The following is a 23512-nucleotide window of genomic DNA, read 5'->3' on the forward strand; positions in this document are numbered from 1 at the left end:
ACATTGACAAAAATCAATGTTAGCGCGGATCGTAGGGGTTGACCAGCACAAAGGAGTCCTGTCATGAGCGTTCTCGATGCCCCGCGAGGGCTGCACAACGTCGTCGTCACCACTACGTCGATCGGTGACGTGCGAGGTGACGAAGGTTTCTACCACTACCGCCAGTACTCGGCGATCGACATCGCGCGAGCCCTGACCTTCGAGGACGCATGGTTCCTCATGGTCGAGGGGCATCTCCCGGGTCGGGCCGAGCGCACGGAGTTCATGAAGACGATCGAACCGCTGCGGACACTGCCGGACGACGTACGAGCGGCCGTCGCAACGGTTGCTCGAACAGGGCCGCAGCAACCGCTCTTCGCATTGCGGACGGTGTTGTCCGGTCTGCTCGATTCGCTACCGCTCTACGAATCGTCGGAGTCGGACACGCGGTCGATCACCCTACGACTGTGCGCGATGACACCGACCATCTTGGCAGCTGTGTATCGGATTCGGGCAGGCCTGGAACCGATCGAGCCGCGGGAGGATCTGACGACAGCTCAGAACTGGCTGTTCATGATCACCGGTGACGTACCCGCGGACGATCGCGCTCGCGCTATCGATCGCTACCTGACTGCGACCATCGATCACGGGTTCAATGCGTCGACGTTCACGGCGCGAGTGGTCGCGTCGACAGGGTCCGATGTGGCATCCGCGGTGTGCGCAGCGATCGGAGCCTTCGCCGGTCCACTGCATGGTGGGGCGCCGGACAGGGCACTCGAAGGCCTGGACCAGATCGCCGACCTCGAATCCGCCGATTCGTGGGCTCGCGCCAAAATCGCCGCAGGCGAACGGATCATGGGATTCGGACACCCGGTTTACCGCACCGAGGATCCTCGGTCGGTGATGCTGCGCGACACCGCGCAGGAGCTGGGCGGCGAGCTGATCGACAAGGCTGTCCAGGTCGAAAAGGTCATCGCTGCTGCTCTGGCCGATCTGAAACCGGATCGGAAGCTGTACGCGAACGTCGAGTACTACGCCGGTGTCCTGATGGAACTGTGTGGCATTCCACGATCGATGTTCACGCCGACCTTCGCATGCAGCCGCATGGTCGGGTGGTGCGCCAATATCGTCGAACAGTCACACGACAGTAAGATCATCCGGCCGATCGCGCGCTACGACGGACCCGCTGCGCCGCAACCGCTTCCGTCCCGGTAACAGACCGCGTATCGGCTAAGCAGCCGCCGGCGAGGCGTGTGGAGTGGCCGGGTACAGGTCGTCGTCGAGCGGCACTTCCTGCTGTTGCTCGAGGAAGTCCGCCGTATCGAACTCCTGCACTCCGCTGTCGATGCCGAGTGTGCGTCGCCACCACTGCTCACGATCGGGAGCGTCGGGCCACACCACGGTCTCGCTCTGGGCCGAATCGGTCGAATCGAAACGAAGCACAGCAACCACCTCCTGCTTCAAGATGCGCCCGCCCCTGTGGCGGGCTGCTCCTCATCACTGTGCGATAACAAAATTAGCACTCTCGCTCGGCGAGTGCCAAGATAGTTGTACACAATTTTTCGGAGACGGTGTCGTCCCACAAGGGCGACCAATGGTGCTGTGCGCGAGCAACAGCGAGCAGCGCCTGAAGAGGAAGGATCCATCGGTGACGGTGACAACGAATCGACCGGATGCTCGTGGCACGGGCGGGAGCCAAGGGTCTAGAGCGTGTCTCCCAAATTTGAGAGGTGCTGTCAGCGATGATATTTCGATGACGCGCGTGGGAGTGATCAGTGACGAGTTCTGGGAGATCGTCGAGCCAGTGATACCCACCGACGTGGGAAAACGTGGGCGGCGGTTCGCCGAGCACCGGCGAATTCTGGAGGGCATCGCATACCGATTCCGTACCGGGTGTCCGTGGCGAGATCTGCCGGAGGACTTCGGTCCGTGGCAGACGGTGTGGAAACGCCACCACCGATGGTCCTTCGATGGCACCTACGACGAGATGCTTGCCGCGGTGGCCGAGGTGTTCGGTCTCGACCCGGAAGAACTCGACGGCGATATCGGGGCGGTGCTCTCGATCGACTCGACCAGCGTCCGGGCGCATCAGCATGCGGCCGGTGCGCGAGCCGACACTCTCACAGGGGGCCTTGTCGAATTACAAGAAATCCGTCGACGAACCCGCTGACCACGCGTTGGGTCGATCTCGCGGAGGATTCACCACGAAGATCCATGCACTGACCGACCTGACGTGCTCGCCGGTGACGATGCTGCTGACCGGTGGGCAAGCCGGGGACAATCCACAGTTGGTGCCGTTGCTCGATGCCCACCGAGCTGCCGGTGGGGACCAGGACTACCGATTGCTCGCCGACAAGGCGTACACCCATCCCAGTACCCGCACCGAACTGCGTCGCCGCAAGATCAAACACACCATTCCCGAGCGCAGCGACCAGAAGCAGCGACGGGCCGACAAGGGGTCCGCCGGTGGTCGTCCACCGGGTTTCGATCCGACGATGTACAAGCACCGCAACACCGTCGAGCGTGGCTTCGGGCGGCTCAAACAGTGGCGTGGTGTGGCCACTCGATATGACAAGTACGCCATGACATTCCTCGGGGGCGTTGTCCTGTGCGCGGCAGTTCTGCACTCCCGCAACCACAACCACCGCCCGGCGATGAAAACGAAAACGGACCCAATTTAAGAGACACGCTCTAGCAACGCTGTAATCGCGGTCAACCAAGTCCACCATCGCGACGGACGTGTCGCCTCGACTACCTCGTGATCAAGCATCGACGAACCCGTGTGCGGACGTAGTGCCTGCTGGCATGGCTGGCCTTCCCTCGGCGTCGATGTCCAGTAGGTCGTTAACGTGATGGTTGACGTTACATCGGTGGTCGCCGGTGCGAGTCGACAGAACCGCCGTTCGAACGCTGCCGGTCGGGAGGGCAGGACCGGGAAGCCCGAGGTTCGGTGAAGGTGCGTAACCCGGAGCTGAACAGCACTTTTGACCGATTGTTAGGGCCTGGCGTCAATCCTGTTTTGTCGGACCACGCCGAGATCGAAGTTGTGCGTCGTTGTTGCTGGTTGGGGGTGCGTAGCTTCGATCTCGGCATGGGCGAGGTGCCCCTGCGGTCAGGCGGTGCGTTGTCGTCGGCGGTGGTAGCTGGGGATGGGTTGTCGGTGTGGGTCGATGGTGGCAGGTGGGATGGCCTGTGGGTGTCCGTCGTCGCCGAGGACGAGTTCCCAGTCTCCGTGGTGGATGGAGCGGTGGCATCGCCCGCAGACCAACGCCGAGTTGGTCAGATCGGTTGGTCCTCCGTCGGTCCAGTACACGAGGTGGTGGACTTGGCACCAGCCTGCGGGTCGTCCGCACATGACGCAACATCGATCCCTCGCGATGACCGCGTTCCGCAGTTCGGGTGGGGCGAGGCGCATTGTTCGGCCCATCGCCAGGGGCACTCCGGCGCCGTCGACGATGATCGGCGTCATATCGGCATCGCAGGTCAGGAGTTCGGCGAGGTGCCCGGAGATCGGTCCGGTCCATTCCATCTGAAACGGCCACTCCCCATCCAATGGACTGCCTTCCCCCGCGGTGTGGTGACTGCAGGGGCGTTTCAGGAGGTCGGCGAGGTGGACGATCAGGTTGACCCGCGCGGGTGCGGTGAAGGGTGACCCGCGTCCGCCGGCGAGGTGGCGGTCGAGGATGTCAGCGAGACCATCGGCATTGCGGCGGGCGGGGGTGCGTGGGTCGAGGGCCCCGCCGGGTCCGGGTGTCGGTGCGGTCAGTGGGGAGAGGGCGGTGCGGAGTTTCTCGGCGGTGAGGGTGTCGAGGTTGCCTTCGACGCGGCTCCGTCCGTCGGGAAGTTGGAAGATCTTCAGGACGTTCAAGGCGGGGTTCTCTGATGCTGCTGGTGGGCGGGGACCGTCAGGCAGATCCAGCGCGGGATCGCCGCCCGGAGCGGGATCTCCGGTGTCATCGGGGCGTGGTGCGGGATCAGGTGTGCCGCGACGTTGGGCTTCCTCTTCCGCGGCGCGTCGGGCGGCTTCTTCGCGTGCTTGCCGTGCTGCGGCTTCGCGTCGGGCGGCGTCGTGGCGGGCTTGGGCGTCGGCTGCGGCGGTGTGGGCGAGTTCGCGGGCGCGTGTGGTGACGGTGGAGGCCAGGGAGCGGGTGGCGACGTCGAGGAGGGTCGCGATGTGGGCGTCGAGGGCGGTGTTGTCGAGGGTGGGGTCTGCGGTGTGGATGAGGGTGTGGCCGTCGGCGATGGCGCTGGCGTGTGCGTGGTGGATGGTGGCGTCGGTCAGGGCGTCGGCGACGGTGGGGTGGTCGGTGAGCCAGTAGCCGAGGCGGATCTGGTGGGTGGACTGGGCTTCGCGGGTTCGGGTGGATTTTGCGTGCCAGTAGGCGACGGAGGAGTAGCCGAGTTTCAGGGCGAGGCCGCGGCGGTCGGATTCGGCGAGTATCGCCAGTTTCGATGCGGCGAGGGAGGATTCGGTGGTGTGGATGTGCGCGAGTGTGGACACGAGCTCCTGATCGGAGAGCGTGTGTGCGCTCTGGAAGTCCCCCAACTTCTGCATGCCAGGAAAGCTACAACCCACTACCGACAAGAAACTCCGCCTCGCCGCGGCCGTCGGCGCTTACAGCGAATGTAAGAGCAGTCACGTCCTAGTTGGCGGAGTCCGAGTCATACTTCGAATCACTCCTCGACTGCGCGTGTTCCGCTAGGACCATGGCGGAACGAGTACCGGCGCTGTCTGCTTCGATGCTCCCACTGGCAACACGCCCGGAATGTACGTGCTCCTGTTCGAGAAGGCATTCTCCTTCTCTACGGACAAGATTGGCTGGGTCAACACGCTCTAGCTGGATCTCTGACCGATGGGCAGCGGCAGCCGAGGGGCCCTGATCGCCAGGTCTCTCGGACCGCATAGCGGCGACTGCATTCGGTCACGAGGCTGAAATGGTCGTCGTAGCGGTCTACGGCCCCGTCTGCCAGGGCCCCGCTGACCTCAGGTCTTGGACGAGTCGGGGCGTGCGCCATTGCGTGAGTCGCGAGGGCAGTTGTCGGAGAGGATAGGAGAGACGAAACACGAAGTAGTTGACGTACTCGATCACGCCGAAAAGCCATATGAAGACGACGAACAACGTCGCACCGCGGCTATCTGGCAGGAAGAGAACGATTCCGACGAGGCCGGCTCCCAGTAGGCCGACATCGACGATCCGAAAAGCGCGGTAGAGCGTGGCCAACGATGTCGGCATCGAGGCACGCGCAACCCAGGCGCGGGCCGATAGCCAGTACGCGCCTCCCTGTACCAGTACTACCGACAACGGTACGAGTGCCGACCACAACGCCGCCTGATCGTCGGCGCCGACAAGCCGAGGAATCGCGACGGTGAACGCGACCACAACAAACACCACTGCCGCGGCCAATTCGCCCAAGCCAAGTGAGAGATATTTGCGGCGTAGAAACTCTCGTCGATCCTCGGACACGAAGGCACCGTACCAGTTTGGCGTGCTCCTACCCGAGTAGTCACGGCTTCCCGGCTTCGAGCAGTGCAGTCCGGGCGTGGGAGATGGTGTGTGGCAGCCACACTGCCTGAACGGGCACACGCGGCGCGTCCGCGAGGTTCAATACCCGAACTTGACCGTTCAATGCGGGGCCTGCATGCGCAGTGACGAGCGCGACTCGGTCTGTTCCGACGACGGCCGTCACCGGCGGTGTTCCCTGAATGATGTTCACACTCAGCGTTGGCTCGAAACCCGCACGTCTGCAGGCAGAGACGAGGAAGTCGGTGTAGAAGGAGTTCCCGGGTGGTGCCCATACCGCCAGTGGCCAGTCGGCGATGTCCGGGAGTGAGATGTCCGTGTGTCCCGCGAGGACGTGCTTCGAATCGACAGCGAGATTCAGTGGGTCGTAATGGAGAATGGCCGTGGCCAGGTCGGGTGGTGTCATGACTCCGCGTCGCAACACGACATCGACGGTCCCGTCCACGAGTGCGTCGTGTATTTGGTCCGGGAACGTCTGCCGGACAGTCACCGATCTCTCTGGCATCGATGCGCGTATCGGTTCGATCTTGCTGAATGCTTCTTCGGATGTGATTGCAGGAGTGTGTCCGACAACGAACGGGGGCGCCTCACCCAGTGCTGCCCGTCGAGTCGACGCACCCAATGCATCGGCAGCAGCGAGGAGCATCGACGCGCCTTGACGGAGTTCGTGGCCGGCCGCGGTCAAGACGGTGGCACGACCGTGTCGCTCGAGCAGTCGTACCCCCACGTCCTTCTCCAGCTGACGCATGGCGCTGCTCATTGCCTGTTGTGAAACGAACAGCATTGCCGCGGCGGCAGTCAGCGACCCGGTATCGGCGACGGCAACGAACTGACGCAGACGACGGAGGTCGAGCTGCGGGGTCGGCTGAAGCGTCATCGATTTCCTTCCACAAGCATTGGTTGTGCAAGCACGCAGTATTTGTGTTTTTCAATTGTGATTGATGACCCTACCGTTGGTTTCGAGATCGACACCAACGCGACAGGAGATTCAGATGACACACTCGCTACAGGGCAAATCAGCGGTCGTAGCTGCGGGGGCGAAAAACCTCGGTGGTCTGATCAGCACAAGACTTGCCGAGGAGGGCGTCAACGTTGCAGTGCACTACAACAGCGACAGCACCGAGGCCGACGCCGACCGGACAGTCGATGCCGCGCGGGCAGCCGGAGTCGAGGCCGTGAAGTTCCAAGGAGATCTCACGCGTCCAGCGAACATCGTGAAGCTGTTCGACACGGCTGTCGACGCCTTCGGTGGCGTCGATATCGCCGTCAACACCGTCGGCAAGGTCCTACGCAAGCCGATCGTCGAGACGACGGAAGACGAGTACGACTCCATGTTCGGTATCAACAGCAAGGCTGCCTACTTCTTCATTCAGGAAGCAGGCAAACGAATCAACGACGACGGCAAAGTGATCACGATCGTCACGGCCCTCCTTGCGGCGTTGACCGACGGGTACTCCACCTACGCGGGCGGCAAGAGCCCGGTGGAGCATTTCACCCGCGCTGCGGCAAAAGAGTTCGGTGTGCGCGGGATTTCGGTCAACAACATCGCGCCCGGTCCGATGGACACCCCGTTTTTCTACGGCCAGGAAACGCCCGAGCGCGTCGAGTTTCACAAGTCGCAGGCGTTGAAGAACCAGTTGACGCAGATCGAGGACATCGCACCGATCGTCCGTTTCCTCGCAAGCGAGGGTTGGTGGATCACCGGACAGACGATCTTCGCCAACGGCGGTTACACAACGCGCTGAACACCAACGGCGGTGGCTTTGTTGTGCCGGACGAGAACACTCACGTGAACCGTCCGAGGAAGGCACGCCCTGATCGAATCCGAGGGGGAGCGGACGGCGATCGATCGGATGCTCGAGTACTTCGGCGACTTGACGGATCGTGAGATCGAGGTGGACGTGGCCTCACCCACCGCGTACAGATCCGGTGATCTTCGATATGAACCGGGTCGACGAGTAATACCGGTCTGCGGTCCGTAAGCACCGCTGGCCGATAGGTCCACTCTCAGGGTACCGTTGCCGGCAATATTGGGGGAGGGGGGTCTCATGAATTCCAGCGAAATCCGGGTGGCGCTTCGGTGGATTCTCAGTCGGTCATGGCTGGGGGCGGCTGTGGCTACCCACTCGGCGCTAGCGGGATTGGGATTCGTCGTGTTGTCTCAGACCGGTTGGGCTGGAGCGTATTCCTGGATCTTTGCTGCCGTTGGCACGGTGATCGCTGTGTTCGTTCCGTGGATCAACTGGTGGTTTCAACGAAAATACGCAGCTCGGAGCGAGGCCAAACAACGTCTGGCGAAAGTCACCGACACACTGCCGATGCCGACCAGGCCGGTCGACCGTCGGCCGTCGTCTCTGCTCGCAGCTGACAACCGCGTCATCGAGTTCATCGACCATCGAGAGGACCGGGCGACGCTGAGTGCGTGGGCAGACGACGAACTGTCGGCGCCCATCTTGTTCCTCAAAGGCAGCACCGGTACCGGAAAAACTCGCTTGACGATCGAGTGGGCGGCGCAGAGGACGGACTTGGCGGTACTCCGAGTCCGTCCGGGAACAGAAGCATCCATTGTCGGTGACGCGAACGCTCTCGATAAGTCTGTCGCGCTAGTAGTCGATCTGACATTTCCTCGACCCGAGCTGAACTCGCTCATCAACGACCTGGCGCGCTCTTCTGGTCGAAAGATCCGACTGATCATCGAAATTCGCACCGAGGCCATGATCGAACACCTACGCGCGTCGGTCGACACGCAGGGTCGACTGCTTCTCGAAACGGCCGCTTCTCATACCCTCTCGATCTGCGACGGCGATGCCGACGTCGTCCGGCGGATACGCAGGGCTCACGCTGACTTACGGGCGAAACTGAATATTCAGGAAGCGCCGCTCCCTGAATTGGCCGCGCCGTGCACCTTCAGGTCCATCAACGAAACCGTGGTGGCTTCAATACTGGGTGATATCAGTGCAGATCGGAAATCGATTGGTGGTGCGCTGCTCAGCAGTGAAGCCGCCGCGTGGCGTGCCGGTGGACCTGGCTTCTCGCCGTCGATCGATCCTGCGACGGCTATGGCGTGTATCGGGTCGTTGACGTTGTTCGGTGCACATTCGGAACTTGCCGCGGTGGATCTGCTCCGCCTAGTGCCGGAACTGGCGGACGCACGCCTCGAAAGGCGGTACGAACTGGCGCGTTGGATACGTCGTCTCTACCCCGGAGCCGCTGATACTGAGTTTGTCGGTCACATCGAACCGCCGTCGTTGCAGCACGCGGTGTGCGGATCGATCGACTCGAGCGTCATCGACTCGATGTCGGCGCATCCTGGCTTGCCGAAAACGGCGGTTGCCCGAGCGTTGGCAGTGCTGATTCCTGCTTCTGTCACATTCCCGCACCTTGCTGGTGCTGTGTCGAATCTGCTGCATTCCGCTGTAGGCGAAAACCTTCCGGATGCCGTCCGCACAGCAATTCTCACTCAGAGACCCATCGATGTGGATCGTGCGGTGGCTCAGGCTGTTGCGGGCGGCGAGGTCGAAATCAGTGAGACCACCATCGCGATGCTGTCGACACTCATTGGGCATCGAATGCTGGTGACGCGAGCGGCAGTAGCCGGAAACACGGTGTCGAGTGCTCGGCAAAGCGGAGACCTGCACGAACTGGCGCTTGCGCTCGATGACCTGCACATGGCTTCCAGAGTTGCGGGAGATTCTGGAGCCGCGTTGGAATCGGTGAAGGAGGCATTCGATCTGTACGAGGTGCTGTGCGCCGAAAACTCGACGGTCTCCGTAAGGGAGCGCGCTGCGCAGGCCGCAATGAACGTCGGAAAGGCGTTGTACGAGCGCGGCCGTTACAGCGATGCGCGTTCGTACCTCGAAAAGTCCGAGTCCGGATATCGCGCGCTGTACGCCGATGTCGGTGAGAACATGGTGGGACGCCTGGCGATGGTTCGAGCCACCCGTGGCTGGCTGGACATCGACGACGGTGACATCGACGGTGGGATCTCAGCGATAAACGAGGCGTTGGACCTTCTGACACGTCGGCCGCAAACGGAGTCCGAACAAGAAGCGGGAGCCCTGGCGCGCGTTCGTACGCTGCGGGTGCGGGCTCTGACTAACCATGGGCACGAAGGCGAATCGCTTTTCGAAGAACTCGAAGATGTCATCTCGATGAATCGAAGTCTGGCCCAATCAGGCGAGGTTTTCGATATCAGTGATTACCTCGAGTCGTTGCAGTGTCGCGTTGTTCTGGCTAGAAGGCTCCCTGACCGCCGCGAGGGTGAGGTGGCGTACGCCCAGGATGCAGTCGAAATCGCGCGGAACTACGCGGATAGTTACGCCGGAATCTTCGATATTGCTCTTGCGCAGGCGCTCCTGAACTATTCATTCAGTCTGGTTTCAGCGCGGATATCGTCTGAGGACGCAGTAGAAGCATCACAGGAATCGGTTGCGATCTATTGGAGGCTTTGTCGAACCGATGCACATCGGTTTCGGATAAACCTATCGAGCGCCTTGTGCAGCCTGGGCGCCGCGCGCATGTCCTCGTTGAGTCCCGCTGGCTACACAGAAGCAATCGATGCATTTCAGCGGGCAGTGGATGAGTTGCGGACGCTCGACACTGGCGGGTCAACTCTATTGGCGTGCAAGATGCGGTGTGATTCCAAGATTCGGATAGCTCACTGCACAAAGGAACTCGGCTACGAGACTCGGGCTCTCGCGCTTCTCGACGCCGCGGTCGATACGATCGAGGAGGCTGAAGCGGAACACTCGGGTCTGTTCACGGCAAGGCTAGCCGCGGCACTTGCTGTCAAGGCCCACTGGCTGGCAAGCCCAGATGGCTCGTTGCCCTTGCTCACACGATCGATCGAACTGTTCGAGTCGGTGGAGAATCTCGCTCCTGAATTCGAGCCCACCTACAGGTCGGCCCTTGACCTCCGCGCGCAGTTCGACAGTGGCCAACCGCAGCTCAAGTATCGAGTGTGACCCGGATAGGCGCTGTTCGTTGCCGGCGTCGAACAGCACCGCCCGAGCGTGGACGTCGGATCGTCAATCGAGACTGCTGATGTGGATGGACGTGATTTTGCCGTGGTCGGCGGAGTGTGGTTCGGCCGCATTACAGGTAGTTTTTCGCGCCGATTGTGGCGCGGGTGTCACATGGACTGTGACGGCTGCGCCGGGCGTCTCGAATACCACTGCGGTGTCTTGGTCGGCCGATGTCGTTCCTCGGGGGAGCACATCGCCTATTCCGGTGAGCGTTCGCAAGGTTCGTACGCCGTGCTCAGCGACCTGAACCGCAGGAGTGTCGGTGCACCGACCACGGTAATGGTTCAGCGTCAGGTGGCCGGCGCCGTGTCGTTCGATGATTTCTTCGGCGGTGCTCGGCTCGAGATGGCCGTAGTAGCTGCCGTCGGGTAGGGCGACCATTCCGCCGGCGAAGCGGTCACCACCCACATGCGTGGATTCGAAGACCTGCGAGCGCGAGTCGGCCAAAGCACGGACGATCGGGCGCCCGAACACTGCACAACACGGGTCCTTCTTTCCATGCGTACACACCAGGTACAGAGGCTGGAGAACCGGTTCACCGGACTCTGGCAGGGTATCGGCTACTGCGGAGGCGATATCGAGATCGAGGAGCTCGTTCGGATATCGATAGTGGTGACGGGTGATCCAGGGCCCGATGCGTCCGGAGTGCACCAAGAATGCTCGACGTTCGGAAGTATCGGTCCGTGGTCGGTGCGGATCTCGTATCAGCTGAAGGCGGACTCGTAGTGGCGCGCATCGTCGCTGCAGTTCGACGCCGACCTCACCGAGTGGCCCATCCGAGAGGTAGGGTGCTGCACCCCACGGTCCCGGGTGTTCGACCAGCAGCCAACCGGCCGCCACGGCAGCGGTCCCGCGCAGCGATTCACCACTTGCGCGAGAGATCGCTGCACAACCGGGGGCACGGATGCCAGTCATTGTTCGGAGAGCGTGTCGATCAGACGATGTGCGGTGAGAACACTCCCGAAGAGGTAGTCCTTGGACGGCAGCACGGTGACCTCGGTTCCAAGGCCCGCGAACAAGGGGTTCTGCTGTAGCGCGGAGGCGGCGTCGTCTGTACCGGCGTCGGTGAGCAGAATCAGTCGATCGGCAGCGAGGACGTCGATGAGTTCTGGACTGACGTCGACCGTCGATACCTCTGCAGATCCTGGATCTTGTTGCGCGGGAGCGCGGTAGCCGAGATCGGCGAGTACCGAGTAGGGAAATGATCCGTTCTGGGTCATGTAGCGCACGGAGTCGGTGCGAACCCTGGCCACGGTCAAGGTCACCCCGTCGGTATCGAGGGTCTCGCGTACGCGCGCCACTTCGGCGTCGTAGTCACTGATCAGGCTGTCTGCGAGATCGGATTCGTTGAGAAAGTCTGCGACTTGGTGGAGGGTGTCTTTCCAGCCTGCGTCGGTGTATTCGACGACGACGGTGGGGGCGATGGACTGAAGTTGCTCGTAGACTGCGCGGCTGTCCTCGACGGTCGTGCGCATGATGATCAGGTCAGGTTCGGTTGCCAGGAGCGCTTCGATGTTGACCGCTGCATCAGTGGTACCGATGTCTGTGGGCTCGGTGTCGAGCTCGTCGAGGACAGCCGGAGAGTAATCGCCCGTCAGCGGCGGCTTGACTGCGGCGATGGGGTCGACGCCGAGGGCGACGGCAGCTTCGAGGGTGCGGTCCCCGTCGAGGATCGCAACTCGTTGTGGGTCCGAGGGAACGGTCGTCTCACCGAACGCATGCTGGACCGTTCTCGAGGTCGATTCGTCGCTTCCAGCTGTCTGGTCGGTATCGGGCGTGGTTTGGCCGCAACCGGTCAATATCGCGACGAACGCAGCCATCGACGCAGCCAACACCACGGGTTTCTTGGAAGACCGTCCACTTTTCACGAGGGTAGCCTAACCGTTGGCGTCACCCGAGTGGTTGTGCAGGTCTTTCTCGGCGGTTGCGGACCTACGGCGACGCAGCAGCAACGGATGGATCACCCAGACTCCGAAGAAGCCGGACACTGCCGCGCTTCCCACTATGGTCGCCGCTACCGGTCCGATGACGACATCGGTAATCAACACGACAACACAGGTGAGCGCGACGCCGAGCAACATCAACCCCACCAGGGCGGCCCGGTGCGCCGCAGAGACCAAGTCTGCGAGTGCATGTTGCCGAAACAGCAGTCGGTGCATGGCGACTGGAGAGGTCAACAATATTGTTGCGGTCACCGAAGAAAGAACCGCGACCATGTAGATCGCCTTGTCGTAGGTGGGAAGTATGGCGAATCTGGCTTGGAACGGGAGAATGAGTAGAAACCCGGTCAACAGTTGAATGCCGGTCTGGACCACTCGGAGTTCTTGGAGCAGACTCATCCAGTTTCGATCCAACGATTGCTCTGGACTTTCGCCGCGGCGCCGCGAATTGAACTCTTCGTTGGAGCTGCCCGACCCGTCGTCTGTGCTGTTGTTCGACATCGACATGTCCCTGGGCTCGGCGATGGATGACATGGAATTTTGTCCCCATCGGTGTCGGGTGTCTCGGCTGAATTCACCTTGACCCCTCGACGGCGCGAAATCAACTACCGGCCGCGCCCCAACGATCAGTTCTTCGCTTCCGCCAGGGTGCGCGCAACGACGGAGAGCTTGACGCGGTCACTATCGCTGGGTTGCTACTGGACCCGATATTTTGGCCGCAACGTTGCCGACTCGGCAAAGTACAGGCAGGGTGGAGTTATGAGCGATTCCACGAAGGTCACCGTAGAACGAACCATCGAGGCGCCCGTAGACGCAGTCTTCGACGTTCTTTCCAATCCGGAGCGACACCAATCACTCGACGGGTCCGGGTTCATCCGAGGTGTGGACCACGCCGATCGCATCCAGAAGGTCGGCGAAGTGTTCACGATGAACATGCAGGGTGACCACATGGGTGGTGAGTACCAAACCGACAACCACGTGTCCGGCTATGCGAAGGACAAGCTGCTGGCCTGGAAGACGGCGCCTGCCGGCACCGAGCCTCCCGGGTGGGAATGGCTGTGGGAGTTGGAGTCTCAGGGCCCCAATGAGACGTTGGTCCGGCACACCTACGATTGGTCGAAGGTCACCGACAAGAAACTGCTCGAGAAGGTGAAGTTTCCGCTGGTCACGCCGGATCAGCTGGACACCACACTGAGCCGACTCGCTGCCGAGGCAACTACCTGACCGACTCCCGTCCAACTATGTTCTGGTAGAGGCGAATACCTTGTGGCCGGGCATCGAACTATCAGATCGATGCCCGGTGACGAACCCACACGTTCGGCTCGACGTACACCGCCGTTCCCTGCGCGAGGTCGCTGAGCACCGGCGTGAGGGCTCCCGGAACCTCTACCGGGCCGGATCTGTCGAACGGCAGGCCGGTCCAGCTTCTCCACTCGTCGAGAGTTCCGGGGATGACCATCGATCGAGGAGCGACGCTGTCGATGCGTCCCCCGGCGCGCACGTGCACGCGCAGCCACGGGTCGGTGGGTAGCCCATCGGACCGTGTTCGGTACGCGTAGGTGCTCATCGGTTCGTTGATGTCGGTCTTGCCGTTGGGCCGCAGCGGAGCGATAAGTTCGTCGAAACCGAGCCTGCGCGTGTTCTCTCTGAGTGCGACGAGCAGCGCCGACGACAGTCCACGCCGTTGCGCCTCTGGTGCCACAGCGATTTCGAGCGCGCTGACGGTGTTCGGCGCACTGCCGGTGAGCCTGGTGCTGATGCCGCGTCGAATAGCGCCGTCCCAGCCGTCGATCGGCAGCTCGTCTCCGTCGGGGAGATGGAACGGGATCGAATATGCCTTCCCGACGACGGTGCCCGTCTCGTCCTGGCATACGAGTACGTAGTCGGCGAAGAGTTCGACGACGTCGGGTGTGTAGTACATCCTCGCGATGGGATCTCGCGTCATGAATGTGGGCCACGAGTTCGGCATGCTCCACAGGGCGTCGGCGAGGTCGGGTCTATCGGCAAGTACGGAGACGGTAAGGCCCATGACGCCATGGTGTCAGCACTCGGAGGTTCTTGTCGAGCTGTATTCGTTACAGCACAGCGCATTCGGACGGAATCCGTTCCACGTCTCACCGTTCAAGCACCGCCGCGAGGCCTTCCCGCAGATCCTGGACGAAGAACTCGGGAACCTCCAGCGACGGGAAGTGTCCTCCGGTTTCCGGTGTCCTCCATCGGACGATCTGTCGGAATCGCTCCTGCGCCCAAGCGCGCGGGTACTTCTCGATGTCGCGTGGGAATACGGTTACTGCCGACGGGACGTCGACCCGAAGTTCGGGATCGAGTGAGTTGTGGCTCTCGTAGTAGATTCGCGCCGACGACGCGCCGGTCCGCGTCAGCCAGTACAGGGTGACGTTGTCGAGGATGCGGTCTATCGAAATCGCTTCGAACGGGCTGTCTTCGGTGTCTGTCCACTCCGCGAATTTGTCGAGGATCCAGGCGAGAAGCCCGACGGGTGAGTCGACGAGCGAATAGCCGATGGTCTGCGGCCCGGTCGCCTGCTGTTTCGCATACGCCGCGCGATGGTGCCAGAACTCGCGGGATTCCTCGGTCCATTCGCGCTCGGCCACCGTCAGTCCGTCCGTCGACAACCCAGGGGGCGCCTGGGCAAGCGTGGTGTGGATGCCGAGAACGTGCTCCGGGAACCTGCCACCGAGGATCGTCGTGATCACACCGCCCCAGTCGCCACCGTGGGCTACGAACGTGCTGTATCCGAGCCTTCCCATCAGTTCCACCCACGCGGCCGCAATCTTCTCGGTTCCCCATCCGGTCGTGGTCGGCTTGTCGCTGTAACCGAAGCCCGGTAGCGACGGGACCACGACGTGAAAGGCCGGCGCGTCCGTGTCTGTCGGATTCGCCAGTTCGTCCACAAGATCGGTGAACTCGACAATGCTGCCCGGCCAGCCGTGCGTCAAGATCAGAGGAGTGGCATCTGCGCGCCCGGATCGGCAGTGCAAGAAGTGAATTCCCAGACCGTCGATAACCGTGCGGAACTGGCCGATCCGGTTGAGGCGCTCTTCGAAAGACCGCCAGTCGTACTCGGTGCGCCAGTAGTTCACGACATCGACGAGGTCGGCGAGAGGAACTCCCTGTTCCCATCGGCGAGGGCCGGGCTCGGCCGAGGAGACCGTCTCGGCTTCCGGCAGCCGCGCCGCGGCTAGTCGCGCGCGAAGATCGTCGAGGTCAGCGTCAGGTGCATGGGCTTCGAATGGGTATACATCGGCGGTCATGGGATTCACATTCCTTCGTTAGAACCATCTAAGACGGTTCTAACAGGTCCTTGCGCTCCTGGCAACCGGCTAAGGTGGTTCCATGGATGCTCGCCACCCCGACTTTCGCCTCGGTACCGTGCTGGCGACGAGCTTCACGGCGACTCTGACCGAGCGTCGTGGCGACGCTGTCGAACGCATCCCGACGCCGCAGCGACTCGTCGATTGGCTGGCCGTGTTTGGCCTTACCGTCGAGTCCTGCACCGCTGAACAGCTCGAGCATGCTCGGGAACTGAGGGAATCGATTCACGCCGCCGCGACGGCGGCCGCGACCGAAGAGCTTCTCCCCGCAACGGCCGTCCGCGTCATCAATGACTGCAGCAGTCAGGGTCGGGCCGCGGCGATCCTGACACCCGAGAGCGGTCGGCGCTGGCAGCTCAGGTCAGGGCCCGACGGCGTCGTGGATGCCCTGAGCGTCATTGCCGCCGACGCGATCAGCATCATCGCGGGCGAACGAGATGGGAGATTGGCTTTGTGCGCATCGCCGACCTGCCGAGCCGCCTTCTTCGACACCAGCCAAAGTCGAACCCGCAAATGGTGCGATATGAACACATGCGGCAACCGGCAGAAGAAGGCGCGCTTCACCGCTAGCAGGCGCAAGAATTCCGCATCGGAGGACTGATCGTCACGCTCGCGCGGAGATCCCGTCGTACATGACCCGTCTGATGGCGGTGCCCATGCGCTCCTGCGTTGCCGGGTCGGGGTCGCGCAATGCGGCGAGAACCCCGGAGAGGATCATGCCGTTGATGGCTCGGGCAGTGGAGTCGATGTCGAGATCGGTTCGTAGATAGCCGATCTCGACGCCGTGTACGAGGTACGCGGCAGTCAGTCCAACAGCGACTTCGTGGAAATCCAACACCCGTTCGCGCATGTCGGCGTCGATACCGGCGGCTTCGAGGACGAGGAAGCGTGCGATCCTCGGATCCGAGCCGAAGACCGATGTGAGGGCGTCGCCGATTCGTGCCGTCTGGCGACGGTAGTCGGCCAGGCTGCTCGCGGCGTCGGGGGCGTTCTCCGCTGTCAGCGACGCAACGACTCGTTCGAAGAGATCGGTGATGACGTGGTCGACGATGTCGCGCTTGTTCTCGTAGTACCGGTAGAACGTGCCGTGGCCGATGCCGAGTCGCGCGGCGATGTCGGCGATCCCGGTGGCGTGATAGCCACGCTCCGTGAAGCACTCGAAGGCAGCTTCGACGATTTCCCGTCGCAACTCCTGCTTCTTCCGCTCGGCACGAGTCAGAGGTGAACCCACTGTCATGGGCTCAGCCTATTGCATCGCACACGAAACTGACATACGGTTCCGAAAGTGACGTCAGATACTGACGTGTAGGTGGTGGCCGAGATTGCTCGCGACATCGAACACCCGACCGGTACGCCCACCTCGATCTTTAGGAGATGTTCATGGTCACGGACTATGACGCCATCATCATCGGCGCCGGATTCGGCGGAATGGGCGCCGCAATTGAGCTCAACCGGCTCGGCTACCACAACCTGCTCATCCTCGAACGAGAGTCGGATTTGGGCGGAACCTGGCACGTCAACCGGTACCCAGGACTGGCCGTCGACATCCCTTCGTCCACGTACTCGTATTCTTTCGAGCCCAATCCGTACTGGTCGCGGCTCTTCGCGCCGGGCGCAGAGCTCAAGAAGTATGCATGTCACGTCGCCGAGAAATACGGCCTGCGTCGGCTCATGCGCTTCGACACCGTCGTGGACGGCGCTGAATGGGACGAAGGCGACGCACACTGGACCGTGCGGTGCCGCGGCGGTGAGCAGCTGACCGCGAAGTACCTCTTCACTGCCACCGGGTTCCTGTCCCAGCCGAAGGTGCCCGACGTCGACGGCATCGATACCTTCGCCGGCAAAGTCATCCACACCACCGACTGGGACGACACCTACGATCTGACCGGCAAGCGCGCCGCGATCATCGGTACCGGCGCCACCGCAGTCCAACTCATCCCCGAGATCGCCGAGAAAGCCACCGAACTCACTGTCTTTCAACGCACGCCGATCTGGGTCAGTCCGAAACCCGACGTCTCCATCCCTACCGTCGTGCAGAAAACGTTTGCAGCACTGCCGTTGACGCAGCGACTCGTACGGATGATCGGCACATCCATTCTGGAGATGATGATGGTCTCCGGCGTACTGCACTACAAACAGTTGCCGCTGGTGAACAAGCTGGGCGAACTCTGGTGCCGGGCCCATCTTTCCCGTCAGGTGCGGGATCGAGAGCTTCGCCGAAAGTTGACCCCGGACTACTCCTTCGGATGCAAGCGCCCGACCTTCTCCAACGATTACTACCGAACGTTCACGAAAAAGCATGTGAGCCTGCAGACCTCGTCGATCGTGAGCGTCGACGCCGACGGAATACGTACCGCCGACGGCACCCGACGCGACATCGACGTGTTGGTGTTGGCCACCGGATTCAACCTGTGGGACGTCAACTTCCCGGCGATCGAGATCATCGGTCGTGGCGGACGCAACCTTGGTACTTGGTGGCGTGAGAACAGATTTCAGGCCTACGAGGGAGTCGCAATTCCGGAGTTTCCCAACCTCATCTCCCTCAACAGTCCGTATTCCTACTCCGGACTGTCGTACTTCACGACCATCGAGTCCCAGATGAGGCACATCGACCGACTGTTCACTGCGATGAAGGGACGCAACGCAACGGTCTTCGAGGTCACCCACCACGCCAACGACGACTTCCTGGATCGGATGACGGCGAAGGTCGGTGACTCGGTCTTCGCTCTCGGGCAATGTTCGACGGCCAACAGCTACTACTTCAACCAGCACGGTGAAGCGACGCTGCTCCGGCCGAGTTCCACGCTCAGCACGTACCGCCAGGCAAGCAGTTTCCCGCTCGACGATTACGACTACGCCTGAGCCGCGCATTGACAGCAGTGACTTTGCGATGCAAAGTTGATTGCATGAACTCTGCATCGCAAAGTAACTCCAGCGCTGACGAGGCTCGGCAGCTGGTCGGTGATATCGAAACGTGGTCGAATCAGGGGCGCAGAATGTCCTCGCCGGTGTGGTTTCCGCTGCTCTGTGTGGCGGTGGCCGTGCTTGCTGCAGTTCCGGCGGCAATCGTGCTGGGTGAGAGCAGAAGCGGTTTGTACTGGGCAGTGATGGCACCCGCAACCGCCATCGCGTCGGGATGGTTCTTCGCTACCCGCCGCGTGCAACCGCCGGTCAAACTCGGAGTTGTCGTCTTGCTGACCGGCGCGGTGATGCTGGTGGCGACCATGGCTCTGGTCTGGATCCTGGGCGGCCCGGTGGCGGCAGTCGGCCCATGGCTCGTGCTCGGTATCGGTCTGGGTATCTTCGCGCTGGTTTGGCGGTCGATCACCACGGCATTGGTCGCGGTTGCGTCGCTTGTGTCTGCGACCGCGGTTGCACTGGCCGACCTCGACGTCGGATACGCGCTCGTCGCGCTCGTCGTCGGTCTTGTGGCTGCGGTTGCGGTTTTCGTCGAACTGATCCGCGATGACACCATTCACGCATGAGCGAGGAATTGCACCCGACGGTCGGGCTCGATGACACAGTGCACCAGCGCACGCGGTTGGGAATCGTGGCCCTGCTCGACAGTGGAGTGTCGATGGAATTCGGCATTCTGCGCGACACGCTTCATCTCACCGACGGCAACCTCAACCGGCACCTCAAGGTGCTCGAGGAGGCAGGCCTGATCACCACCACCCGGGCAACGGGGAAGGGCCGTCCGAAGACATGGATTGCCATCACCGCCCCCGGGCGTGCTGCGTTGGCCGCCGAACTCGCCGCCCTCCGCGCACTCATCGCTGCAGCGGAGTGACGCGGCCGGGTGGAGCGAGCCTCAGGAGAGGGGGACGTCGGTCGGCACGGTGACGAAACTCGGCCGCTGGGGATCGAGGACGAGATGTTGTGGGGCCAATTGTGATTCGTTGAGCAAGGGACGCGGGATCAGACCCTTGGGGAAGTTGCCGGCGAAGATGTCCACTCGAAGCCTGTGTCCTGGTTGGAGTACGGCGTCGGTTGCGGTGAGGCCGACATCGAGCGTGGTGATCTGGCCGGGGACGACGGCCTGGCGGTCGGACAGTGTGAGCAGGTGGAACGGATCTACGTAGTCACCGTTCGGCAACCTGGTGCTGCGGGCATCATCGGTCTTGCGGACCGAGGCTGCGAGCTGTCCTGAGGTGAGAGCGGTGGAAGTGCCGTCGGGTGCAACGTCGTTGAGCGTGGCGGTCCAGTAGCCGTCGGTGGTGTCGAGCATCGTTTCGAGGTGCACGTTGACGGGCCCGGAGATCTGGGTGGCCGTGTCGGTCGGTGCGCTGGTGAATGTCAGGGCCGAATGTTCGGCGATGCGGCTGTCCTTGCCGCAGGCGTCCAGAAGCGCGGTGATACCCGCCAATCCCTGTGCGCTGTCCTGTGAGCACAGCGTCGCCAGTCCCGGTGCGACGGTCAGTGTGCCGGCGCTGCGGGTGTCGGTCAGAAGGCTGCCGTCGTGTACCGAATGAGGGCTCGTGCCACTCGATTGGGAGTCGAGGTACATCCGCTGATACGTCATGCCGGGACGAGGGAAGGTGGGCAAGCTCGCCCACGGTCCGCCCTGCTGCTTGACAGTGACCGGGCCGTAGCTGTCGATTCCGTTGTCGATTCCTTTGAGCCAGTGGTCGAACCACGCGCGCTGCAGGACGTCGAGACGTGGTGGTGCACCTGGTGTTCCGAACTGGGCAGCCGGGTTCAGGTGGTACGTGTCGCCCATGATCAGTTGCTTGTGCCCGGGTGGCAGTGGAATGGCGTTGTACATCCGGGGTTGGCTGTTGGTGAAGATGTCGTGCCAGCCTCCGTACAGCATGGTCGGGACGCCGATGTTCTCTGGATGCGATACGAGATCGGTTCGTATGGAGGAGTCCTCGGTGAGAACGGCCTCGAGTTCCGGGGGCACGGTGTCGATCGATTCGGTGACCAGTGCTGCGATGAGCAGGTCGAAGAAGACGGCGGGGTGCTCGAGTCGACTCCGTAGCCACTGTTGATCGAACGTGCCGTGTGCGAGGGATTGCACGTCCGGGACGAGCTTGAGGGCATTGACTGCGGTCAACCACGGCAGAAGGAACCCGATTCCGACGCCGCCCCCCGGGGCGATGACGTCGCGCAGGAGGTCTCCGCCCGCTTCGACGGGAAGAATCGCTTTGAGTGCAGGCGTGTTGGCCGAGGCTGCTTGGACCTGGTTGATAGCCGAGTACGAGATACCCGACATGCCTACGTTTCCGTCGGACCAGGGTTGGCGACTGACCCAGTCGATGGTTTCGACGGTGTCGAGCTGTTCGCGTTCCTGCAGCACGTTCCACACGCCCTGCGAAAAGCCGGTGCCGCGCACGTCGACGACTACTTGGGTGTATCCGTTTCGCACCAGATCGCCGTCGACTGCGAAGGACCGCAGTGCCCCTCCGGGTACCGCAGACAGTAGGTCGCCCAGGCCGCTGAGTGGTGTGCCGCCCAGGTTGAGCGCGCGGGCGAGCATGTCGAGGGTGTCGCTGACGCCTGGTGTGTCTATGACTTGTGATGCGATGGCGCCGACAAGCTTGGTGTACGGGGTCATGTTCAGCACGACCGGAGTGGGTTCGGCAATAGGTGCGCCTGAATGGTCGGCTGGGCGATAGACATTCGCTTTGAGGACGGTGCCGTCGGACATGGTGATGGGGACGTCCCACTCGACGGCGACGCCCGGATGCGTCGGGGGAGCGTCGGCGGTGGCGGTCCACTGCCGTCCGGAGTCTCCACCGTCCGGGGGAAGTGCGGACGCAGGAGCTGCTATCGACGCCAACATCGTCGCGGCGAGCACACAGGTGAGCACGGAACGTGTTCGTTTCATTCGTTTCCCGTCGGTCTCCGATAAGCGTGTCCCACCTGATCGGCCGCTGGGGCGAGGTGAGGAGCGGAAAGGCTGCGCCGCTGCAGATACCTTAGACACTGTGTCTCGCACAGTCCAGCATTTCGACTGCTGACTATCGTGTTCGCCATGGCCAACCAACGTGATCAGCCCGCGTCCGCGGTAGACGGACGTACCGTGCGATGGGCGGATCACAAGGCGGAGCGCCGCGTGAGAATTCTCGACGCCGCCGTCGCTGTCGTCGGCGAGGAGGGCCCCGACGTCGGGGTTGCGACGATTGCGCGACGGGCCGGCGTTCCACGGTCCGTGGTGTATCGAGTGTTCGAAGATCGTTCTGATCTCGATGAGCAACTACGCATTCGGATTCTGGGGATTCTGCTCGACCGCCTGGCCATGGACCCGATGGGAACCATCGGAGAAGCCGTCGCCGACGGAGTGGACAGCTACCTGAGTTGGGTGGTCGAGTTTCCGCAGTTGCACCTGTTTCTGGGCATCGGCTCGGCGAGTCGCCGGACTACAGGATCGCGGACGGTGACCGGTGCGAAAACCGCTGTGGCGGTCAAGGTTGCGGCCGTGCTCGATATGAATCTCCGCGCCCGGAACGCCGATCCGGCACTGGCCGAAACTGTGGCATTCGGGTTGATCGGACTGATCGACCACAGCGTCAACAGGTGGCTCGCCAGCCCCGAACGGACCATCGACGAGCAGCAGCTGGCCGAGTTCTTGAATCTGTCTATCTGGCAAGTGCTGGACGGGGTGGCCAAGCACGCAGGCATCGAGATTCGACCGAGCGATCCGGTCATCTACTCCTAGCGCCGCGCCAGGTCAGGAAGCCCGGGTGGCAGGTTCGCTGCGATAGCGCGAAGGCCGACCGTCGATACGCATTGCCTTCCACACTCGACGCGAGAAGCGATTCATCAGTCCGAGGTCGGTGCAGAGCATGCGCACGTCACCGAACATGTCGCGCAGAACCTTGCTCGAATGCTCGCCGTCCCACCACACCTCGTCGACGACCTCTTTGGGAATGTCCAGGTCGCGCTGCATCTTTCGAGAAGGTTTGAGGATGGCATCGCACAATACGCGCATGACGATCGGGGTTGCGACGCCCATGATGGCCCGCTGACGCGCACTCAGCTTGGGTGCTTTGTACTGCAGATATTGGTGCGCGAAACCGATGTGCCGTGCTTCCTCGGCCACGTGAATTTGCATGATGCGGGTGACCAGTGGGTGACGCTCGTGTCCGCTGCGCAGCATGGTCTTCTGAACATGGTCGATCGGTTCCTCGCCGGCGAGAACTCCGACGAAGAATCCGAAGGGAAGCGGGGAAGCGGCCAGGGGCATGATCGGCGCGAGTTTCCGGAACCAGCGCGGTCCGCCGGCAACGTCGATACCGATGCGGTTGACCAGCTCCTGGAACATCTGGGTGTGGTGGCACTCCTCGGTCGCTTCGTGCGTGGAGTAGCGAAACTCCGGTGAATTGTTCGGCAGTGACAGCGCGTAGTGCATGAGGCCGCTGATGAGGATCTGCTCGAACTGCAGACCGACTTTCATGGTGTTGGCCTGCGTGTACATGCCGATCTCGATCTGCCGCTGCAAAGGCAGCGATCGGTACCACGTGGTGGAGCCGAGCGGGTCGAATATAGGCAGGACCCAGCGTGGGTCGTCGGCAATCACCGCGTAGTCGGGGTCATCCCACGGGATGTCGACGAAAGCGTCGAAATGCTTGTGCACCGAGGCGGTGGAGAGCGTCTGCAGGGTCTGCTCGTACGCGATTCGTGTTGTGCTCGTAGTCATGGTGACGAGGTCCTTCCGAGCGAGACGATCGCCCAAACATCTACATTGGACAGGTTGTCTCACTTACGTTAGT

Annotated in this window: 21 protein-coding genes and 1 pseudogene; 10 read left to right on the top strand and 12 right to left on the bottom strand. The window is 62.2% G+C overall.

The genetic code is table 11. The features are described 5' to 3' along the window. Positions 1–63 precede the first annotated feature (63 nt). On the top strand, positions 64–1194 hold the full coding sequence (locus WDS16_RS25245) for a citrate/2-methylcitrate synthase (protein WP_338888676.1): 1131 nt from the start codon (positions 64–66) through the stop codon (positions 1192–1194). Positions 1195–1209: 15 nt separating this feature from the next. Here the strand turns inward: WDS16_RS25245 and WDS16_RS25250 are convergent, their stop codons facing one another. Beyond that, positions 1210–1422: a hypothetical protein gene (locus WDS16_RS25250; RefSeq protein ID WP_338888678.1), complete on the bottom strand. Its 213-nt coding sequence runs from the start codon at positions 1420–1422 to the stop codon at positions 1210–1212. A 310-nt stretch (positions 1423–1732) separates the two neighbouring features. Between WDS16_RS25250 and WDS16_RS25255 the strand changes: the two are divergent. Continuing rightward, positions 1733–2660 (top strand): annotated as a pseudogene (locus tag WDS16_RS25255) (IS5 family transposase). A gap of 431 nt (positions 2661–3091) precedes the next feature. Here WDS16_RS25255 and WDS16_RS25260 read toward each other — a convergent pair. From WDS16_RS25260 to WDS16_RS25270, 3 genes are all read right to left on the bottom strand, one after another. Continuing rightward, positions 3092–4534, bottom strand: coding sequence for an HNH endonuclease (locus WDS16_RS25260; RefSeq protein WP_338888679.1), 1443 nt, complete (start codon positions 4532–4534; stop codon positions 3092–3094). Positions 4535–4931: 397 nt separating this feature from the next. Beyond that, the gene (locus tag WDS16_RS25265) at positions 4932–5444 is read right to left on the bottom strand and encodes a hypothetical protein (protein WP_338888680.1); all 513 of its coding nucleotides are present in this window, start codon (positions 5442–5444) and stop codon (positions 4932–4934) included. A gap of 40 nt (positions 5445–5484) precedes the next feature. Continuing rightward, positions 5485–6378: a LysR family transcriptional regulator gene (locus WDS16_RS25270; protein ID WP_338888682.1), complete on the bottom strand. Its 894-nt coding sequence runs from the start codon at positions 6376–6378 to the stop codon at positions 5485–5487. Between the two features lie 115 nt (positions 6379–6493). Here WDS16_RS25270 and WDS16_RS25275 point away from each other — a divergent pair, with 115 nt between their 5' ends. Continuing rightward, positions 6494–7246 carry an SDR family oxidoreductase gene (locus tag WDS16_RS25275; RefSeq protein WP_338888684.1) on the top strand — a complete coding sequence of 251 codons (753 nt, stop codon included), beginning with the start codon at positions 6494–6496 and terminating at the stop codon, positions 7244–7246. A gap of 303 nt (positions 7247–7549) precedes the next feature. Next, entirely contained in the window at positions 7550–10465 is a 2916-nt protein-coding gene (locus tag WDS16_RS25280) for a hypothetical protein (RefSeq protein WP_338888686.1), read from the top strand. 63 nt (positions 10466–10528) lie between these two features. Here WDS16_RS25280 and WDS16_RS25285 read toward each other — a convergent pair whose 3' ends face one another. The 3 genes from WDS16_RS25285 to WDS16_RS25295 are packed head-to-tail and all read right to left on the bottom strand — an operon-like array spanning position 10529 to position 12966. Continuing rightward, complete coding sequence (locus tag WDS16_RS25285) at positions 10529–11440, bottom strand: sucrase ferredoxin (RefSeq protein ID WP_338888687.1); 912 nt, start codon at positions 11438–11440, stop codon at positions 10529–10531. Next, positions 11437–12393: an ABC transporter substrate-binding protein gene (locus tag WDS16_RS25290; RefSeq protein ID WP_338888688.1), complete on the bottom strand. Its 957-nt coding sequence runs from the start codon at positions 12391–12393 to the stop codon at positions 11437–11439. The genes WDS16_RS25285 and WDS16_RS25290 overlap by 4 nt, the downstream gene beginning before the upstream one ends. A gap of 9 nt (positions 12394–12402) precedes the next feature. Next, complete coding sequence (locus tag WDS16_RS25295) at positions 12403–12966, bottom strand: DUF6328 family protein (RefSeq protein ID WP_338888690.1); 564 nt, start codon at positions 12964–12966, stop codon at positions 12403–12405. 258 nt (positions 12967–13224) lie between these two features. Between WDS16_RS25295 and WDS16_RS25300 the strand changes: the two genes are divergently transcribed. Then, a complete protein-coding gene (locus WDS16_RS25300; RefSeq protein WP_338888692.1) occupies positions 13225–13689 on the top strand; it encodes an SRPBCC family protein in 465 nt (154 codons plus the stop codon). A 61-nt stretch (positions 13690–13750) separates the two neighbouring features. Here WDS16_RS25300 and WDS16_RS25305 read toward each other — a convergent pair whose 3' ends face one another. Together WDS16_RS25305 and WDS16_RS25310 are read right to left on the bottom strand one after the other, a co-directional pair. Beyond that, a complete protein-coding gene (locus WDS16_RS25305; RefSeq protein ID WP_338888694.1) occupies positions 13751–14494 on the bottom strand; it encodes a GNAT family N-acetyltransferase in 744 nt (247 codons plus the stop codon). Positions 14495–14579: 85 nt separating this feature from the next. Next, positions 14580–15737 carry an epoxide hydrolase family protein gene (locus tag WDS16_RS25310; protein WP_422395717.1) on the bottom strand — a complete coding sequence of 386 codons (1158 nt, stop codon included), beginning with the start codon at positions 15735–15737 and terminating at the stop codon, positions 14580–14582. 82 nt (positions 15738–15819) lie between these two features. Between WDS16_RS25310 and WDS16_RS25315 the strand changes: the two genes are divergently transcribed. Further along, positions 15820–16398 (top strand): CGNR zinc finger domain-containing protein, encoded by a 579-nt coding sequence (locus WDS16_RS25315; RefSeq protein ID WP_338888698.1) that lies wholly within the window; start codon positions 15820–15822, stop codon positions 16396–16398. A gap of 3 nt (positions 16399–16401) precedes the next feature. Here WDS16_RS25315 and WDS16_RS25320 read toward each other — a convergent pair whose 3' ends face one another. Beyond that, entirely contained in the window at positions 16402–17034 is a 633-nt protein-coding gene (locus WDS16_RS25320; RefSeq protein ID WP_422395718.1) for a TetR/AcrR family transcriptional regulator, read from the bottom strand. Positions 17035–17177: 143 nt separating this feature from the next. Here WDS16_RS25320 and WDS16_RS25325 point away from each other — a divergent pair, with 143 nt between their 5' ends. Genes WDS16_RS25325 through WDS16_RS25335 form a run of 3 tightly spaced genes read left to right on the top strand, consistent with a single transcriptional unit; the run spans position 17178 to position 19587 of the window. Then, positions 17178–18659, top strand: a complete 1482-nt coding sequence (locus tag WDS16_RS25325) for an NAD(P)/FAD-dependent oxidoreductase (protein ID WP_338888699.1) — start codon at positions 17178–17180, stop codon at positions 18657–18659. A 44-nt stretch (positions 18660–18703) separates the two neighbouring features. Beyond that, positions 18704–19282, top strand: coding sequence for a hypothetical protein (locus tag WDS16_RS25330; RefSeq protein ID WP_338888701.1), 579 nt, complete (start codon positions 18704–18706; stop codon positions 19280–19282). Then, positions 19279–19587, top strand: coding sequence for a transcriptional regulator (locus tag WDS16_RS25335; RefSeq protein ID WP_338888702.1), 309 nt, complete (start codon positions 19279–19281; stop codon positions 19585–19587). The genes WDS16_RS25330 and WDS16_RS25335 overlap by 4 nt, the downstream gene beginning before the upstream one ends. A 21-nt stretch (positions 19588–19608) precedes the next feature. Here the strand turns inward: WDS16_RS25335 and WDS16_RS25340 are convergent, their stop codons facing one another. Next, positions 19609–21627 carry a CocE/NonD family hydrolase gene (locus WDS16_RS25340; protein ID WP_338888703.1) on the bottom strand — a complete coding sequence of 673 codons (2019 nt, stop codon included), beginning with the start codon at positions 21625–21627 and terminating at the stop codon, positions 19609–19611. A 147-nt stretch (positions 21628–21774) separates the two neighbouring features. Here WDS16_RS25340 and WDS16_RS25345 point away from each other — a divergent pair, with 147 nt between their 5' ends. Beyond that, positions 21775–22458 carry a TetR/AcrR family transcriptional regulator gene (locus WDS16_RS25345; protein ID WP_338888704.1) on the top strand — a complete coding sequence of 228 codons (684 nt, stop codon included), beginning with the start codon at positions 21775–21777 and terminating at the stop codon, positions 22456–22458. 12 nt (positions 22459–22470) lie between these two features. On the opposite strand, the gene WDS16_RS25350 is transcribed toward WDS16_RS25345, so the two are convergent. Next, on the bottom strand, positions 22471–23439 hold the full coding sequence (locus tag WDS16_RS25350; protein ID WP_338888706.1) for a diiron oxygenase: 969 nt from the start codon (positions 23437–23439) through the stop codon (positions 22471–22473). Between the last annotated feature and the right edge of the window lie 73 nt (positions 23440–23512).

The sequence above is a fragment of the Rhodococcus sovatensis genome (assembly GCF_037327425.1).
GTDB classification, from domain to species: domain Bacteria; phylum Actinomycetota; class Actinomycetes; order Mycobacteriales; family Mycobacteriaceae; genus Rhodococcoides; species Rhodococcoides sovatense.